General features: G+C 51.8%; 16 protein-coding genes and 1 rRNA gene. 6 read left to right on the top strand and 11 right to left on the bottom strand.

Annotated elements, in window-relative coordinates; translation table 11 throughout:
• A 16S ribosomal RNA gene (locus tag BMX91_RS14860) occupies window positions 1-194 on the bottom strand; the annotation flags it as partial.
• A gap of 261 nt (window positions 195-455) precedes the next feature.
• Window positions 456-1358 carry a DMT family transporter gene (locus tag BMX91_RS14855; RefSeq protein WP_092055950.1) on the bottom strand — a complete coding sequence of 301 codons (903 nt, stop codon included), beginning with the start codon at window positions 1356-1358 and terminating at the stop codon, window positions 456-458.
• Between the two features lie 132 nt (window positions 1359-1490).
• On the opposite strand from BMX91_RS14855, the gene BMX91_RS14850 reads away from it, so the two are divergent.
• The gene (locus tag BMX91_RS14850) at window positions 1491-2219 is read left to right on the top strand and encodes an MgtC/SapB family protein (protein WP_092055947.1); all 729 of its coding nucleotides are present in this window, start codon (window positions 1491-1493) and stop codon (window positions 2217-2219) included.
• 13 nt (window positions 2220-2232) lie between these two features.
• On the top strand, window positions 2233-3234 hold the full coding sequence (locus BMX91_RS14845) for a cation diffusion facilitator family transporter (protein ID WP_092055945.1): 1002 nt from the start codon (window positions 2233-2235) through the stop codon (window positions 3232-3234).
• Between the two features lie 45 nt (window positions 3235-3279).
• Here BMX91_RS14845 and BMX91_RS14840 read toward each other — a convergent pair whose 3' ends face one another.
• A complete protein-coding gene (locus BMX91_RS14840; protein WP_092055942.1) occupies window positions 3280-4449 on the bottom strand; it encodes an iron-containing alcohol dehydrogenase in 1170 nt (389 codons plus the stop codon).
• 120 nt (window positions 4450-4569) lie between these two features.
• Here BMX91_RS14840 and BMX91_RS14835 point away from each other — a divergent pair, with 120 nt between their 5' ends.
• Complete coding sequence (locus BMX91_RS14835; protein WP_092055939.1) at window positions 4570-4842, top strand: DUF378 domain-containing protein; 273 nt, start codon at window positions 4570-4572, stop codon at window positions 4840-4842.
• Window positions 4843-4887: 45 nt separating this feature from the next.
• Here BMX91_RS14835 and BMX91_RS14830 read toward each other — a convergent pair whose 3' ends face one another.
• The 3 genes from BMX91_RS14830 to pruA form a co-directional block, all read right to left on the bottom strand.
• On the bottom strand, window positions 4888-6132 hold the full coding sequence (locus BMX91_RS14830; protein WP_092055937.1) for a Glu/Leu/Phe/Val family dehydrogenase: 1245 nt from the start codon (window positions 6130-6132) through the stop codon (window positions 4888-4890).
• 102 nt (window positions 6133-6234) lie between these two features.
• Window positions 6235-7428 (bottom strand): ornithine--oxo-acid transaminase, encoded by a 1194-nt coding sequence (locus BMX91_RS14825; RefSeq protein ID WP_092055935.1) that lies wholly within the window; start codon window positions 7426-7428, stop codon window positions 6235-6237.
• A gap of 87 nt (window positions 7429-7515) precedes the next feature.
• On the bottom strand, window positions 7516-9060 hold the full coding sequence (gene pruA / locus BMX91_RS14820; protein ID WP_092055933.1) for an L-glutamate gamma-semialdehyde dehydrogenase: 1545 nt from the start codon (window positions 9058-9060) through the stop codon (window positions 7516-7518).
• A gap of 143 nt (window positions 9061-9203) precedes the next feature.
• On the opposite strand from pruA, the gene BMX91_RS14815 reads away from it, so the two are divergent.
• On the top strand, window positions 9204-10517 hold the full coding sequence (locus BMX91_RS14815; RefSeq protein ID WP_092055931.1) for a sigma 54-interacting transcriptional regulator: 1314 nt from the start codon (window positions 9204-9206) through the stop codon (window positions 10515-10517).
• Between the two features lie 87 nt (window positions 10518-10604).
• On the opposite strand, the gene yugI is transcribed toward BMX91_RS14815, so the two are convergent.
• On the bottom strand, window positions 10605-10976 hold the full coding sequence (gene yugI, locus BMX91_RS14810) for a S1 domain-containing post-transcriptional regulator GSP13 (RefSeq protein WP_092055929.1): 372 nt from the start codon (window positions 10974-10976) through the stop codon (window positions 10605-10607).
• Between the two features lie 93 nt (window positions 10977-11069).
• Entirely contained in the window at window positions 11070-12998 is a 1929-nt protein-coding gene (locus BMX91_RS14805; protein WP_143059396.1) for a hypothetical protein, read from the bottom strand.
• Between the two features lie 294 nt (window positions 12999-13292).
• On the opposite strand from BMX91_RS14805, the gene BMX91_RS14800 reads away from it, so the two are divergent.
• The gene (locus tag BMX91_RS14800; protein WP_092055923.1) at window positions 13293-14621 is read left to right on the top strand and encodes a sodium-dependent transporter; all 1329 of its coding nucleotides are present in this window, start codon (window positions 13293-13295) and stop codon (window positions 14619-14621) included.
• Window positions 14622-14661: 40 nt separating this feature from the next.
• On the opposite strand, the gene BMX91_RS14795 is transcribed toward BMX91_RS14800, so the two are convergent.
• The 3 genes from BMX91_RS14795 to BMX91_RS14785 form a co-directional block, all read right to left on the bottom strand.
• Window positions 14662-14922 (bottom strand): DUF1871 family protein, encoded by a 261-nt coding sequence (locus tag BMX91_RS14795; protein ID WP_092055921.1) that lies wholly within the window; start codon window positions 14920-14922, stop codon window positions 14662-14664.
• A gap of 185 nt (window positions 14923-15107) precedes the next feature.
• A complete protein-coding gene (locus tag BMX91_RS14790; protein WP_092055919.1) occupies window positions 15108-15320 on the bottom strand; it encodes a hypothetical protein in 213 nt (70 codons plus the stop codon).
• A 38-nt stretch (window positions 15321-15358) separates the two neighbouring features.
• Complete coding sequence (locus tag BMX91_RS14785) at window positions 15359-15949, bottom strand: peptidylprolyl isomerase (protein WP_092055916.1); 591 nt, start codon at window positions 15947-15949, stop codon at window positions 15359-15361.
• 169 nt (window positions 15950-16118) lie between these two features.
• Between BMX91_RS14785 and BMX91_RS14780 the strand changes: the two genes are divergently transcribed.
• Window positions 16119-17351, top strand: coding sequence for an MFS transporter (locus tag BMX91_RS14780; protein WP_092055914.1), 1233 nt, complete (start codon window positions 16119-16121; stop codon window positions 17349-17351).
• Window positions 17352-17804 lie beyond the last annotated feature (453 nt).

The following is a 17804-nucleotide window of genomic DNA, read 5'->3' as shown; positions in this document are numbered from 1 at the left end:
ATGCGGAGGAAGGAACCATCCGGTATTAGCCCCGGTTTCCCGGAGTTATCCCGATCTTACAGGCAGGTTGCCCACGTGTTACTCACCCGTCCGCCGCTGAATCCGGAGAGCGAGCTCTCCTTCATCCGCTCGACTTGCATGTATTAGGCACGCCGCCAGCGTTCGTCCTGAGCCAGGATCAAACTCTCCATAAAGAGAGTATGAGTAAGCTCATACTTTAAAACTGGCATTTCATTCGTTCCGTTCACCCGACGGGGTCGGGTTCCGGGAACTTCGTTCATCAGCGTTTTGCTGTTCAGTTTTCAAGGTTCATGTTGCTCGCCAGACCCTTCGGCTTTTGGCGACTTTATTATCTTAACACCCTCTCCCGAAAGAGTCAAGATGTTTTTTTAGGCCATTTTGTCGGCCCGTCCCTTAAGGACAAGAACTACTATACATGATAGGGCCGGCGGAAATCAAGCCCCTTTTCTAATAAAGAGTTTTCTGATTTTCCGCCCGTCCACTACAAACAACGTTATCCCTGCCAGAACGACCAGCCCTCCGACAACCTGCGTGGTAATCAGCGACTCTTGGAAGATGTAATAGGCGAGCACGGCCGCGCCTACCGGCTCAAACAGGATGGCGATTGAAATGACATTGGTGCTCACGTAGCGAAGGGACCAATTGAACAAAGTGTGGCCAAAAAGGTTTGGCAGAATGGCGAGCATCGCAAACCAGAACCAGTCTGCCGCGGGATACGGTCCGAAGCTTTCTCCTGAGGCAAGTACATAAAAGAAAATTGCAACTGTGCTGACACTGTAAACAATGAATGTATAGGTCACCAGTGAAATTCTCTTTCTGACATCCTGGCCGAAGAGGAGATAACCCGTGATCAGCCCGCAGGCGATCAAAGCCAGCATGTCCCCAAAGAACGCATCTCCCCCAAGACGGAAGTCACCCCAACTGATAAGGACACTCCCCCCTATGGCAATTGCTCCGGAGATAATGGTTTTGGCCGTCAGCTTTTCCTTGAAAAAAAGGTAGGTACCCGCAAAAGCAAACAGCGGCTGGAGAGTCACAAGTACAGTCGAACTTGCCACCGATGTGTAATTCAGCGATTCAAACCATAGAATGAAATGAAACGCCAGAAACACGCCGGCAACTGCTGAAAACAGCCAGTCTTTTTTTGAAATCGCCTTGACCTCATGCCGATACTTAAGCAAAAAAGCCGGCGCCATGATTAGAACAGAGAAAAACATCCGATAAAAAGCTGTCACACCCGAATCCGCCGAAACCAACTTAACGAAAATGGCAGAGAACGCGAGGGTGATGACACCGATCATAATCGGAATGTACGGATGAATTGGCGGTTTATCCACTTAAGGCAACTTCTTTCTTATATTAATAATGTCTTTCCCGGCGTTTCACGGCGGTGCGGGAAGTGAATATAGAATATAGCCTATCATGAATTGGCTCCGTCTGCCCATAGCTGACGGAAAAGGGGGAATCCTATGGATTACTTGTTCAATTCACCGTTTCTTGAGACCGGTGTCCTCTTCAAGCTGGGGTTTTCGGGGTTGCTCAGTCTGGTCATCGGCATTGAACGGGAACTCAAACGAAAGCCGGTCGGCTTGAAGACCAGTGTCGTCATTGCAACATTCAGCTGCCTTCTCACAATCATTTCAATCGAGACTGCCTATTCCACACCGGCCCGTGACGATATCAATATCACGATGGACCCGCTCCGGCTGGCAGCCCAGATCGTCAGCGGCATCGGCTTCCTCGGTGCAGGCGTGATCCTGAAGCGTGATAATGACAATATCACGGGTCTGACGACAGCTGCCATGATCTGGGGAGCTGCCGGAATCGGAATTGCCGTGGGAGCGGAATTTTACATCGAGGCGGCGATCACAGTGGCCATTGTCATGATCGGAGTAGAGTTCCTCCCCCCTCTCATGAACATCATGGGTCCAAAAAGGCTTCGCGTAAAGGAGTACACGCTCGTAACCGTGGTCAGCGGCAAGGATAACATTGAGGAACTCATCCATTGCCTTGCTGTACACGGTGCCGAACCTGAAAATGTCCGGATGAAGATGATGGATAATCAGGACAAGGGACTCCGAACCCACGAGGTGGAACTAAGGCTGTCCGTCCAACCAAAAGTGAAACCTGCAGAAATCTATGGATGGCTATACGAACTGGACTACATCAGCAACGCAGAACTTTCTGCAACACTATAACCGGAGGTGCACAATGAAGGAATTCTGGAACTTATTGAAGCAGGGGAACAAACCCTCCTTATTGGCAGCCGTCGTCAATACCTTTATCGCTCTAATGAAAGGAGCCGGCTTCCTGTTCACCGGTAATGTCGCCCTTTTCGCAGAAACAATGCATTCATTCGGCGATGCAGCCAACCAATACTTTGTCTTTGTCGGTTCCGCCCTCTCCAAGAAAGCTCCGACCCCCCGTTTCCCCAATGGTTTTGGCCGAATCGTCAACCTGGTCTGCCTGTTCGCCGTAGTTATTGTGGGAATCATGGCCTATGAAACGATCAAGGAAGGCTGGCATCACATTTTCCACCCGGGCGAAGCGACCGGCTTCTGGATCAGTTTCACCATTCTCCTGATCGCCACAGTTCTGGAATTTTTCGTTCTATATAAGGCGGGCAAGGAAATCCTGCATGATGCCGGAATCAAAGGCGGACCGCTCGCACCTGTTACCACCAGTTTTGCCAAACTGAAATATGCGCGTCCTGCGACGAAGCTGGTCTTTATGGAAGATACCGTCGCCACTGCAGGCGGCCTGCTTGCACTCATCGCCGTTGTACTGGCGAAGGTTTTCGGCCTTGGCTGGACTGAAGGTGTTGCTTCCGTTCTGATCGGTGCCATGATGTTCTACGTCGTCGGCATTGTCTTTCTGGAAAATGCGCGCGGCGCAATCGGGGAAACGGATGAAGAAATGCTTAATCATATCGCCTTCCTTTTGGCAGAAGACAAAGATATCCGGGACCTTCAGAAAGTGGAGGTCATCAAGGAAGGCGAATCACTCCATGTGGAAGTGGTTGCTGAAATCGATAAGACCTTGTCGTTCGAACAGGTCGATGACATCCGTGACCGTTTGCTCGATCTGATTGCAAGCCAGCGAAATGTTGCAGATGTCACCATTTCTTTTGATGAGGACGATGGAATCAAAACATGGAAACGGGAAGGTCTTGGCATCAACCCGACTGCGGAAGACATGAAAAAACTTCATTAATTAAAAAGGTTGCCCGGTTCAATCTACCGGGCAACCTTTTTTGTATTAGAGGCTGTTTTTCAAAATGGTTTCGATTTCATCCTTTTCAAGTGCTGCGAATTGGCCTACCGGAGTGCCTGCATAGGATTTGTCCGCCATCAGTCCGATGTTTGTATCATCGATCTTATAATCGGCAAGGCGCTCGGGCGCACCGAGTGATGACCAGAAGCTGCGGAGCCGCTCAACACCTTCCAGTGCGGTTTCCTCAGTTGTCTTCCCTTCCGGATCGACACCGAATACATTGATCGCCAGCTGAGCAAAGCGCTCAGGCCGGGTACCCTTTTGGATATTGAATTTCATCCATTCAGGGAACAGGATCGCCAGACCCCCTGCATGAGGTATATCGTAGATTGCAGAAACCGCGTGTTCGATATTATGCGTTCCCCAGTCCCCCCTGTAACCCATCTCCAGGAACTTGTTGAGCGCGATTGTTCCTGCGAACATGATCGTTCCGCGAAGTTCCGTGTTTTCCATATCTGCCATGAGCTCGGGTGCAGTGCGGATAATCGCCCTCAGAACTCCTTCACACATCTCATCCTGTACGGGCGTATTGACCGCATTGTTGAAGTATTGTTCAAAGATATGGGACATCATATCCACAATGCCGTAGACAGTCTGGTCTTCGGGAACGCTTTTCGTGTATGCCGGGTCCAGGATCGAGAACCGCGGGAAGTTCAACGGGCCTCCCCATCCGTACTTTTCCTGGGTGTCTTCATTTGTAATGACAGAACCGGCATTCATCTCGGAGCCGGTTGCGGCAATGGTCAGAACCACACCGATCGGAAGAGCATCTTCCGCGACGGCTTTCCTCGTGACGAGATCCCATGCATCGCCGTCGTATTTCGCGGCACTTGCTATCAGTTTGGAGCAGTCGATGACCGACCCGCCGCCCACAGCAAGGACGATGTCGATGTCCTGCTCTTTGCATATGGCTGCACCTTTTGCGGCAGTGCTCACTCGAGGATTCGGCTCAACGCCGGAGAGTTCGTGGACTTCAGCGCCGATTTCCCCAAGCACGCCCATGACATCATCATAGACGCCGTTACGTTTAATACTGCCTCCGCCGTAAACCAGCAGCACCTTATTGCCGTATTGTGGCAGCTCAGCCTTCAATGTCTCGATCTGGCCTTCGCCAAAGATCAGCTTTGTCGGGTTTTGAAATGTGAATGTATTCATGTCCTCGCCTCCTCCGTTTTATTTTCTCATGTTGAACCGGTGTTTTCCATTATTCCTGCACCATTCGCGTGCATAAAATTCGCCTTCCGCGCCCATCCTAACCATTGAGGAGGTGGCCTCATGGAAGCTTTTCGCAAAATTGCCTTGGCCCTCACCATTATCGGTGCCCTTAACTGGGGACTGGAAGCTTTGTTGGGGTTTGATGTTGTTGCTGACCTGGCCGGTGGCAGGGATGCCCTCATGGCAAAGATCATCTATGGAATCATTGCTCTTGCCGGACTCGTGAGCCTCGGGTATTTGTTCAGGGATGAACCGGATCAACACCGGAGAATTGAACATGACGAATACGAATGGCAAACACGACCGCCGGCAGGAATGATGGAAGAAAAATGAAAAAGGACCGTCCCCATGCCGGGGACGGTCCTTACTTGTTACCTCTCACGCCCAGCCGCGGAAACGGGCAGCTTCCGCGGTTTTGCGGATGCCAACCATGTAAGCAGCGAGACGCATATCGATATTGCGGGATTTGGCTGTGTTGTAGACGTTCTCGAAAGCATCGGTCATCTTCTGGTAGAGCTTTTCGTGGACTTCTTCTTCCGTCCAGTAGTAGCCCTGGTTGTTCTGAACCCACTCGAAGTAGGAGACCGTAACACCACCGGCACTTGCAAGAACATCCGGAACGAGGAAGATTCCGCGCTCGGTCATGATCTTGGTTGCTTCACCCGTGGAAGCCCCGTTGGCCGCTTCTACGACGATCTTCGCCTTGATATCGTGTGCGTTGCCCTCGTGGAGCTGGTTCTCAAGCGCTGCAGGAACGAGAATGTCACAGTCGAGCTTGAACATCTCATCATTTGTGATCGTGTCCTCGAACAGAGTCGTCACGGTACCGAAGCTGTCTCGGCGATCCAGCAGATAGTCGATATCGAGTCCATCCGGATTGTGGAGCGCTCCGTACGCGTCGGAAATCGCAATGACTTTTGCGCCCGCGTCATGAAGGAACTTCGACAAGTAGCTTCCTGCATTTCCGAAGCCCTGGATGATCACGCGTGCTCCTTCCACTTCGATGCCGACACGCTTTGCAGCTTCACGGATCGAAATGATGACGCCTTCCGCAGTTGCGCGGTCGCGCCCTTGCGAACCACCAAGTACGATCGGCTTTCCTGTAATGAAGCCCGGGGAGTTGAATTCATCGATCCGGCTATACTCGTCCATCATCCATGCCATGATTTGTGCGTTTGTCATGACGTCCGGCGCAGGAATATCCTTCGCAGGCCCCATCACCTGGCTTAGCGCACGGACATAGCCGCGGCTCAGACGCTCGAGCTCGCCCATGGACATTTCACGCGGATCACAGATGATGCCGCCCTTGCCCCCGCCGTATGGCAGGTCGACGATCCCAGCTTTCATCGTCATCCACATGGCAAGTGCGCGGACTTCGTCATCGGTCACGCCTGGGTGGAAACGGACGCCGCCCTTTGTCGGTCCCACTGCATCGTTGTGCTGTGCGCGGTAACCAGTGAAGACCTTAACTTTTCCATCGTCCATGCGGATCGGAATCCGGACTTCAGTCATGCGGATTGGCTCTTTCAGAAGGTCAAACATGCCTTCATCGTAGCCCAATTTATCCAATGCTTCGTGTATTACTTTTTGCGTGGAGGTAACAAGGTTTGTATTCTCACTCATGGTATTGATTCGCCTCTTTAAATCATAATGGGATGCTCGGCAACATTGTAACATAATTCATCGGTTTAATGTCGGCCCAAGTTCACAATTCATACACAAAAATTATACTGCAAATACCTCGCGGATCTTGCCGAGTGCCCAATCAAGCTCTTCTTTTGAAATGACGAGCGGCGGAGCAAAACGGATGACCGTATCATGCGTCTCTTTGCAGAGAAGGCCCAGTTCTTTCAGCTGTTCGCAGTATGGACGTGCTTCGGAGTGCAGCTCGACGCCGATGAAGAGTCCGCGTCCTCTCACTTCCTTGATGTCTTTGTTGTCGATTTTGTTCAGTTCACCCATGAAGTATTCACCGAGCTCCAGCGCACGATCCGCCAGTTTCTCCTCTTCAAGCACCTCAAGGGAAGCGATCGAAACCGCGCAGGCAATCGGGTTCCCGCCGAATGTCGATCCATGGGAGCCGGGATTGAATACTCCAAGAACATCCTCGTCCGCAGCGACACAGGAGATCGGGAAGACCCCGCCGCCGAGCGCTTTACCAAGGATATACATATCCGGGTCAACGCCCTCCCACTCGCATGCAAACATTTTGCCCGTGCGTGCCAGTCCGGCCTGGATTTCGTCCGCGATGAAAAGAACGTTGTTTTCACGGCAGTACTCACGCGCTTCTTTCAAGAAGCCTTCCGGAGGGATGATGATTCCCGCTTCACCTTGGATCGGCTCCAGGATGATTGCTGCCGTGTTTTCATTGATCGCATTTTTTAGTGCGTCAAGATCGCCATAGTCGATATGGACAATGCCCGGCAGCATCGGTCCGAATCCGCGCTGATACTCGGGATCGGAAGACATGGACACCGCAGTCATCGTGCGTCCGTGGAAGTTGCCATTGCAGACAATGATTTCAGCTTTGCCCTGTTCAACGCCTTTTACGTCATATGCCCAGCGGCGCGCAGCCTTGAATGCAGTCTCAACTGCCTCGGCACCAGTATTCATCGGAAGGACCATTCCTTTGCCGGTGAGGCTGCTTACTTTTTCATACCAAGGAGCCAGCTGGTCATTGTGGAATGCACGGGATGTGAGTGTTACCCTATCGGCCTGGTCTTTCAGGGCCTGGATAATTTTCGGGTGGCGGTGTCCCTGATTGACCGCGGAGTACGCGGAAAGCATGTCCATATACTTGTTGCCTTCAGGGTCCTTTACCCATACCCCTTCCGCCTCGGAAATCACGATCGGCAGCGGATTGTAGTTTTTCGCACCATACTTGTCCGTCTGTTCGATGATCTGCTGTGTCTTAGTCATCCTTCTCATCCTCCCTCATATAAAAGGCGGACCCACGCCCTTGAGCAGTCCGCCTCCAATAATTCTAGTATAATCCTTTACTGCTGATCAGTGCATCTCGGAAACAGTTTTCGCCTGCATGTGCAGTGCCAGGTAGTCCGGGCCGCCCGCTTTGGAGTCCGTACCGGACATGTTGAAGCCTCCGAATGGCTGGTAACCGACAACTGCAGCCGTGCAGCCACGGTTGAAGTAAAGGTTTCCGACATGGAAGTCCTCACGTGCTTTTTCAAGATGGAAACGGTTATTCGAGATGACTGCGCCCGTCAGGCCGTAGTCTGTGTTGTTCGCGATGTCAATTGCTTCATCGAAGTCTTTTGCTTTCGCGAATGCCACAACCGGGCCGAAGATTTCTTCCTTCATGATGCGTGCTTCAGGATCAAGATCCGCAAAGATTGTCGGGTTGATGAAGTACCCTTTGGAATCGTCTCCTGTCCCGCCGAGTACAAGACGTCCTTCTTCTTTGCCGACTTCAACGTAGTTAAGAATCTTATCGTAGGAACCTTTATCGATAACAGGCCCCATGAAGTTGTTATAGTCTTCCGGATTGCCGACTGTAAGTTCCTTCGTCAGCTCCGTCACGCGATCCAGAACTTGGTCGTAGACATCGCTGACGACGACCGCACGGGAGCAGGCGGAGCATTTTTGGCCGCTGAAGCCGAATGCGGACTTCACGATCGACTGCGCTGCAAGTTCGAGATCCGCGTCGCTGTCGACGACAATCGTATCTTTGCCGCCCATTTCCGCGATCACACGCTTGAGCCAGATCTGGCCTTCCTGGACCTTGGCTGCGCGCTCAAAGATGCGGACACCGACTTCACGGGAGCCAGTGAAGCTGACGAAACGTGTTTTCGGGTGATCGACGAGATAGTCACCGATATCACGGCTGGATCCTGGCACGAAGTTGATGACGCCTGCAGGGAGTCCTGCCTGTTCCATGAGCTCGACAAACTTATAGGCAATAACGGATGTGTTGGATGCCGGCTTCAGGAGAACCGTGTTTCCTGTTACAGCTGCGGCAACAGCCGTACCCGCCATGATCGCAAAAGCAAAGTTCCAAGGGGAGATGACAACTCCGACGCCGAGCGGGATGTAGTTGAAGCGGTTGTCTTCACCCGGGCGCTGCGCGATTGGAACGCCATCTTTCATGGCGATCATCTGACGGCCATAATATTCGAGGAAGTCGATTCCTTCAGCCACATCGGCATCCGCTTCTGGCCAAGGCTTGCCCGCTTCCTTGGAAAGAAGTGCCGAAAGCTCGAACTTGCGGCGGCGTGCAATTGCCGCTGCACGGAAGAGAATATCCGCGCGGACTTCAGGATTCACTTTGCGCCAAGTCTTAAATGTCTCTTGCGCAACCTGCATCGCCTTTTCCGCATGCTCCTGAGTCGCCTTCGATACATATCCGATCATCTCTTCGCGGTCGGACGGGTTGAAGTTCTCCATCTTATCTTCGGTGTAGATGCGTTCACCGCCGATGATGAGTGGAATTTCCTGCCCAAGATACTCTTTGACTACCTTGAACCCCTGCTCGTATGCCTGGCGGTTCTCTTCATTTGAAAAGTCCGTAAGTGGCTCGTGTTTGTAAGGAATCAATTGAACTCCTCCTCCTGGTTATGTTTGAGACGCTAAAAAAATTTGCGCTCTTTTCATTTCACACTTATAATAATGCAAAAGATCATTGCGAATTTCAAGTCTTAATCGTTTGAAAAACGCAAAAAACTATTTTGAGGTGGACCATGGCTATCGAAAAGGACGCGCTATGGCCCTTCTACGAATTCGCCGTGGAGCATGCCGCGCTCGGCATCCACGCCGTTGATATGAATGGAAGGACCGTCATCTACAATGAAAAAATGAAACAGATTGAAGGGCTTGACCTGGACGACCTCGCCGACCGGAGTGTGCTGGACATGTTCCGCTTCGGCCAGGACGAGAGCACGCTCATGAAAGTCATCAGGAGCGGAGAGCCGGTGCGGAATGTCAAGCAGACGTACTGGAACCGGAACGGCCAGGAGATCACAACTGTGAATGATACGTATCCGGTATTGGGCCCTGATGGGATGATTGGAGCGGTGGAACTCGCACGTGACGTGACTGCCCTGGAGAAGTTTGTCCATCAGCCGCTCCGGACCTACGATGAGACTGTGACATTCGCCTCCATTACAGCAAAGAGCGAAGCGATGAAGTCCGTGGTGGTGACCGCCAAAAAAGCCGCCGATGCCCATCTCCCTGTTTTGCTGACCGGTGAAACCGGTACAGGAAAAGACCTGCTTGCCGGAGCGATGCACAACGGTTCGGCACATGCAGACAGCCCGTATTACACTCTTTTCTGCCCGGGTCTGGATTCTTCGGACATTCATCGGACGATGAAGACGATCGGCAAAGAACAGACATGTACGGTTTTTTGCGACCGGATCGACCTGATGCCGATGAAGCTGCAGGAAGAACTGCTCAGGGAACTGGAATCGCTCGGGGATAACTCCAGGCAGTACATCGCCAGTATCGGCGGGGATGCGTTCGACCTGATCGCCAACGGTTCATTGCTCAAAGGGCTATACTATTTCTTCTCTTCGATTACGATATACATTCCGCCGCTCAGAAAACGGATGGATGATCTGTGGCCATTTATCGATGATTATCTGGACCGCCACCGCCGGCGGTTCGGTTCTGCTGTCAAAGGCTTGTCCCCGGAGGTCCGGGAGACATTCGACTCCTATACCTGGCCGGGCAACCTGAAAGAAGTGGAGTTGCTGCTAGAAGAAATCACTTCTCTCCTTACGACGGAGACTGAGATTACCCATGACCTCCTGCCGCATCACTTCAAGCTGAAGGTGCAGGAAGAATTCTCCCCGGCCAAGCGGCCCCAGGATTTTGTCATGAGTGAAGGCCAGGAGTTTCTTCCGCTGGACACCTATCTGCGGGAGGCCGAAGAGTATTATCTGGCTAAGGTGATGAATGTATTCGATGGAAATGTGACAAAAGCGGCCCATGCACTCGGCATGAGCCGCCAGAACCTCCAGTACCATCTGAAGAAGATCAGAGGCGGCCAGTGAACTGATTGTGAGTAAATTCACCGATAGGATATAAAAAAGCAAGGAAGCCGCCGGCTGTAACCGGTCAGGCTTCCTTGCTTTTATTGATTATTGCCCGGACTGGCGGATCCAGTCCTGCAGTTTGTCACGCAGTGTGTTGAATCCGTCCGGCTCACGCTCGTCGATGCGGTCCTGGAGGGACTTTCTCGGCCGGTCCTCCCGGCGTGCCTGCGGTCGCTCCTGCAGTGCACGAAGCGAAAGACTGATCTTGCCGGCCTCTTCATCGATATCGAGCACTTTCACCTGCACTTCTTCCCCGACTGTCAGGTAGTCATTGACATCCTTAACGAATCCATATGTGATTTCCGAAATGTGGACGAGTCCCTGTGTGTCCTTGTCCAGGGCGATAAATGCCCCGTAAGGCTGGATACCCGCCACCTTGCCGGTCACTACATCTCCCGTTTGATAGTTGCCTGCCATAATACCGCTCCCAATCGTTTTGGTTTCCGAATCTGCCATTTGGCCATTGTAAATTATACCATACGGAAGGGCTTACAGCAAAAGCGGCCGGGATTAAGGAGCGTCCTGGCGGTCAATGAGCCAGATGCCTTCAGGGGTGTAGGTGAGCCAGATTTTATGCTCGTTACCCTGATCGGAATAAACGTTGACAGAAGCCCTGATACCCGTTTCATGGTGTTCAATCGCGGACTCCTGGAATTCGACAAGCCCTCCTTCCAAAATCCCCTCTTTCGGCAGCAAAGACAAAGCCTCCGGGTCATTTTCCGCAGAAAGCAGTATCATCATTTCCCGGTCTTCACGCTCTGCGGCAAACAGGGAAAGCAGCGCGATCATTACTTGGGTCTCCCCTTCAAGCAGTGAGCGATTTCCCGTATCAGCAAGGTCGCTATATAAGGTTTCTGCACGCACCTCATATTCTTCATCCGGCAAATAGACACTCTGGAAAACTTCCACGGCAGATTCACGTTCCTCGCCGTCCCGGGCACCGATCAGAGCATAATGGTATTTATCAGACGCCAGGACATTATAGGCGGGTGAGCGTTTCCAACCTGATTGTTCCATCTCGTGAACAACCGGTCCCATCAGCTTTCCGTAATGGGATCCCGGCTTTGAGGCGAAATGTTTCCAGATGGCTCTGCGCTCAGGGATAACTGTCCCGTCCTCCCCGAATACCCGCCCTGTGCTTCCACCAAATACCGTTTCCCTAAAAAGATTAACAGCCATTTCTTCAGGCATGTGCCAAGGGTCACCGGCTTTCTGATCTATGATGTGCTTTTCCAGGCCGTCCAGCACTTCCGCAATCTCTTCCGGGGACAGCTTCAGAATATCTGCCGCAGGTTCCATCTTTTCCCCGAGCATCGCCACCCGGGCAACAGACGGTTCCAGTTTTTCCGCGTGCTTCCCAAGTTCCGGTGCATTATCCGATAACGGGTACACCTGGTCATCGATTGCCCAGACTTCGCCCGACAGCCCATATCCTTCTTGATCCATCAGTTGTACGGCTTTGCGGAACGGTTCTGGGTAGTCGTCCGCGTTTCCGAAAAACTCTTCGGTATCCAGTTTCCCGTCATGGACAGCTGCTTTTATATATTCCTGGTGTTCCGTGAAACGGGTGGAAAAAATCATTGCCAGTTCATGCTTCCGGTTATTAAATCTCTGAAAGAAAGCCTGGCTTCCGGCTTTATCATCGGTAAGCGGCCGTTTCTGCAGATCCGCGATCATCTCGGACGGCAGATCAAATACCCGCAACAGCTCATCTGCTTCCTGGTCAGCCTCTTTCTTTTTTGGCGCTTTCCCGTTTTTGACGGCACGCTCAAGCTCGGAGATTTTTGAATTGAACTCAAGCTTTGCTTCTTCAATAAAATAAAGGTATCGCATCTCCATAGCCGTCGCGCCGACCTTTTCCTGAAACAGGGACTCCTCTTCGGCAAAACGGGATTCAAGCTTCTTGATGTAAGCGGCATCCACCGGCCCGGCCCATGCCGGGAGGATAAAGGCGGCGGAGATCAAGAGGCCGACCGCAGCCAGAAGCCCCGCGCCTGCTGCCCACCACCGTTTTCCTTCTCGCCGGTCGGTCCCCTGATCTTTCGCAGACGAGGCAGGTTGTTCCGCCTCAGGTTCCGGATAACGGATCCGGCCATATGCACGCCGGAGCAGGCTAAGCTGACGGTCAAGATCACCATCCGGATCAGCGTCTGAGAGTATCCGGTATCCCGATTCAGTCTCTGCCAGCGCTTCGTCGGCGGTCATCCGGCTAACAGACCCTGCTTCTGCAGAGTTGAAATCGTGGAGCTTCATCAGAACAAACGGCAGCCTGACCCCGACAGGAAGTTTCCGGATTTCCTTGTGTAGCTGATTGTCTTCTTCAAACCGGAAAAGACCCTCGGTTTCATCTCCGCCCGGAATCTCTTCAATGATTCTTGCGGCAGTCCTAAACAAGATCACCCGCGCGTCCGCTCCGTCAGTCAGTTCTTCCATAGACACCCGGATAACCTCTTCTGCAGTTGCCCCTACCCTTTCATAAGGCATCCCTGACTGATGGACAAATCGCCGGACATCCTCTTTGAGAGAATCCGGTATTTCTTGTTCCCCGGAAAACACCGCAGGACTTTGGTTTTTCTCCCCCATTTCACACACCCTTTTCTTTACTCTTCCATTATTATACCAAATCAACCGTATTTTGAATTTTGCATTTCTGATTGGTTATATGGTCGTACTTTCTTTTTGGGCAACATGTTGTACAATGAGGGAATCAGTTTTCGGAGGGATCAACTATTTATGTCAAATCGAGAAAATTGGACTTCTAAGATCGGATTCATCTTGGCGGCAGCCGGCAGTGCCGTCGGGCTCGGCGCCATCTGGAAGTTCCCATATATGGCCGGTACGAACGGCGGCAGTATCTTCATTTTGCTGTTTATCCTAAGTACCTTTATGATCGGTCTCCCGATCCTGATTGCGGAGTTTCTGATCGGCCGGCGGGGACAGGCGGATGTTGTCACGGCCTTCCGCCGGCTGGCCCCCGGAACGGCATGGCCAATTTTCGGTTTTGTCGGTTTCGCACTGTCAATTATCGTTCTGTCCTTCTATAGCGTAGTCGGCGGGTGGATCCTGTCGTACCTGGTACGCTCAGTCTCTTACCTGTTCGGAGGCGGAAATCCTCAGGACTTCGGAGCTCTATTTGACTCGATCATCGCCAGACCGGGTGAGGCACTCCTTACCCAGGCTGTCTTTATGTTCCTGACAATCTGGATTGTGTCACGGGGCATCAAGGGAGGCATTGAGCGGGCAAGCAAATGGATGATGCCGATGCTGTTCATTTTCTTCATCATCCTGGCCATCCGCTCCCTCACGCTTGATGGAGCGATGGAAGGAATCCGATTCATGTTCGTGCCGGACTTCTCTTACTTAAACGGAGAAACAGCCCTTCTGGCACTTGGAATGGCCTTCTTCTCGCTAAGTGTAGGAATCGGCAGCATGATTACATATGCTTCCTATTTGCCGAAAGATGAGAACCTCATGAAATCCGGATGGAGTGTGGCGGTCCTGAACATCGTCATCTCCATTCTCGCGGGCCTTGTCATCTTTCCTGCTGTCTTCGCTTTCGGCGGATCGCCTGCTGAAGGGCCGGGACTTGTCTTTGTCGTCCTGCCGGCCATTTTCGAATCGATGCCGCTGGGCTTCCTGTTCATGCTGCTGTTCTTTATCCTGATGCTATTCGCGACATTGACTTCCAGCATTGCGATGCTCGAGATTACCGTATCGATCGGCATCCAAAACAAATATGAACGGCGCAGAGGCGCAGCGTTTCTTTATGGGCTGATCGTCTTCCTGGTAGGCATTCCAAGCGCTCTGTCATTCGGAGTCCTATCGGATGTAAAGGTGTTCGGCCTGTCTTTCTTCGACCTGGCAGATACAATTGTCTCCAAGTTCGGCATGCCGATCGGCGCATTCTTCATCTCCCTGTTCGTGGGTTACTATCTGTCCCGCCAGATTACCGAAGAAGAACTGGGCGGCTCCGGATTCCAGGCCTCCGCCTGGCGACTCCTCGTCCGCTATGTATGCCCGCTTGCCATCATATTGATTTTCATCTCCACCATCTGGGGATGAGCGAATACATGAAAAAACCGCCAAATCGGCGGTTTTTCATTTATAGCGGGCATCCCGCCCCATACTTGAGGGCGATCAGTTTATAAGAGATGTCCATGCAGTCTTCATGTGGAATCCAAAGTTCATAGGAATGCTCATAGATCAGCCGGATCCGCCCAGCAAGTTCTGCTGGATGGTCCGCTTCATGGAGAGCTGCAATGACATCTGCGATCTCGGTGTCGTAGGCACCCGGCCCCTGCTTGAACGGATCCCAGCGCCCAAGGAGATCTGCTGCAAAATGATTGATTTCGATGGTCTCCAACTATACTCACCTATTTTTCAGTTCTTCAACTTATTATTAGCTATAATAGCACAGCCGAAAAAAAAAGAAAGGGATGATTTCCAGCCGCGAGCTTTTGTTCGGTTCATCGGCTGAAAAACGTCCTATAAACCATGAGGCAATCAGCAAGCGCGTCTGTCACCTGAGCCATCAAAAAACAGCCGGCCTCAATGAGAGGGCGGCTGTTTTGCATTCCGTTCGGCGAGTATACGCTGCTCGAGCTCGTGTGTTGCTTTTTCCTGTTCCGCCGATTTTTTCTTGATCCAGCGGAAAGCCAGGTAGCAGAGGAAGATGCAGACGAGCAAAGACGCAACTGCCGGGATATAAAGGGTTTTGTCCTCCGGAAAATAAAGGAACGGCATAAGAAGGACCGCTTCCATGATGATTCACTTCCTTGGTGTGGATTCCGGGTTAGGGGTTACTTTTTCAGGATTTCAATCGACTGGATGATGACATCTTCAACCGGTTTGTCCTGCGCGCCGGTTTTGACAGCGGCAATTTCATCGACTACATCCATGCTTTCGATTACTTGGCCGAAAACGGTATGGCGCTGGTCAAGCCAAGGGGTGCCGCCTTTTTCTGCGTACGCCTCGATAACCTCTTTCGGGAACCCCGCACCTTCAAGCTGGCCAAGCATCTGCGACGGAACGTTCTTCGCCTGGACGATGAAGAACTGGCTGCCATTTGTGCCTGGTCCCGCATTGGCCATCGAAAGCGCTCCGCGCAGGTTAAACAGCTCCGGCGAGAATTCGTCCTCGAAGGTGGCACCGTAGATGCTCTCGCCGCCCATTCCTGTTCCTGTCGGATCGCCGCCCTGGATCATGAAATCAGGAATGATACGGTGGAAGATGATGCCATCGTAATAACCGTTTTCGGCATGGGTAAGGAAGTTCTCGACCGTCTTCGGTGCCTGTTCCGGGAACAGCTTTACCTTAATCGGGCCATGGTTTGTATGGATGACCGCAAGTGCTTCATTTTCTGCAGTTTCGTTCGACAGTTGAGGGAACATCTTATCTCTCCTTTTCTCCGGGCGCGCCGGCCGGCACGAGGGAGTACAGTATGTTCATTAGTGTAACATACTGCCATAACGGCTGACGATGAATAAGTCATGACACTTTCTTCGGGTTACGAAATGCTTTATAATGGGGATACTACGTAATAAAAAGGACGTTCGATAAATGTCTTTACAAAAACGAAACTTTATCATCATTCTGGTGACCAACTTCCTGGTCGCGGGCACGATGACCATGATCATGCCATTCCTGTCGCTTTACATCGACACGTTCGGCAACCATTCCGATGCCTTCGTACAGAAGTGGGCCGGACTCATCTTCGGCGCGACCTTTGTTTCGGCATTTATCATGTCGCCGATCTGGGGACGGATCGGCGACAAATACGGCTTCAAGCCGATTCTCATGATCAACGCCTTCGGCATTTCGGCGTTCATGTTTTTGATGGGGTTTGTCGATGATGTATACACCTTCTTCTTTCTCCGCCTGGCAATGGGTATCGTGACCGGCTTCATTCCGACCTCCCTCGCCTTCATCAGCGCACAGACCGCAAAAGGCGAAGCCGGCAAGACACTGGGCACCCTGCAGATGGGCAGTGTATCCGGCACATTGTTTGGACCCGCGCTCGGAGGCCTGCTGGCTGACTCGTTCGGCTTTGAACTGGCCTTTATCATCTCATCATCCGCCATTTTCCTTGCTGCCCTCATTGTGGCTTTCGGCATCAAAGAACAGAAAAAAGAAAAAAAGAACCGTCACCATGTCTATTCCAGAAATACCATCGTCCGCTCCATTTTAAATCACCGGCTAATGCTGAATATCATGATCATTACTGCATTGATCCAGATCGGCAACTTCAGCATCCAGCCCCTTCTTTCGTTATATGTTGCGGAACTGACCGACGCCAATCAAGTCGCCTTTCTCGCCGGCCTCACCTTCAGTGCCGCAGGTGTCGGGAACCTTCTCTTTGCGAGAAAGTGGGGGCAGCTCGGCGATACCTATGGATATGAACGCATCCTGATGGTGCTGCTGATGATGACGTTCGTGCTGATGATACCTCAGGCGCTTGTCACAAATCTTTGGCAGCTCGTCATCCTTCGCCTCTTGTTCGGGATTGCAATCGGCGGGCTCATTCCTGTGACGACGGCTCTGATCCGGAGGGAGGCACCGGTGGATATGCAGGGCGAAGTGCTCGGCTACAACACCAGCTTCCGCTTTTTCGGCAATATCATCGGTCCGATGTTCGGAGGTATCGTCAGTGGATTCATTGGGATTTCATCTGTCTTCTATGTGACGGCTGCCCTCTTCCTTATCGCCTTCGTTTCGCTTTACTTTACTAGAAAACGCCCGTTGGAAGATTTTGAGGATGTGCTCGCACGGCAAGAAAAACTCCACCCGGACTGAGGCAGCCTGTTTCAGCCCGTATTATATGAAAAACAGTTAAGAGGCTGTCCAATATGTAATTAAATTCTTGTATCTATGGCAAACAGCAGTGGCGTCGGGAGACTCCTGCGGGAATAGCGTTAGCCGAAGACCCCGGATGTTGCGCAACGCTTCGCGATGCGCACAGACGCCAGTCTGCGTACTGGCGCCGGCTAAGGCAACGCCCGCGGAAAGCGACCAGAGCCACTGCTGTTTGCTTTTTATGCTGGAAGTACACTTTTCGGACAGCCTCCTTTTGGATGATGTTCAAAAAGAATTCACCATGGACTTTTTATCGTTATTTTTAAATAGGAAGAACTCCCGAATACTCCGGCAAGAACCCCGTCGGGTACCAATTTTCATCAATGCAACCGGTTTACGATTGGGTTATAATTAGTCCTGTTACCTATCCATCGGAAACATATTCTCGAAAGG

Source organism: Bhargavaea ginsengi (assembly GCF_900109165.1).
Lineage (GTDB): Bacteria > Bacillota > Bacilli > Bacillales_A > Planococcaceae > Bhargavaea > Bhargavaea ginsengi.
The sequence above is the reverse complement of the archived record's forward strand: the minus strand, read 5'-3'. Positions and strand labels throughout refer to the sequence as shown.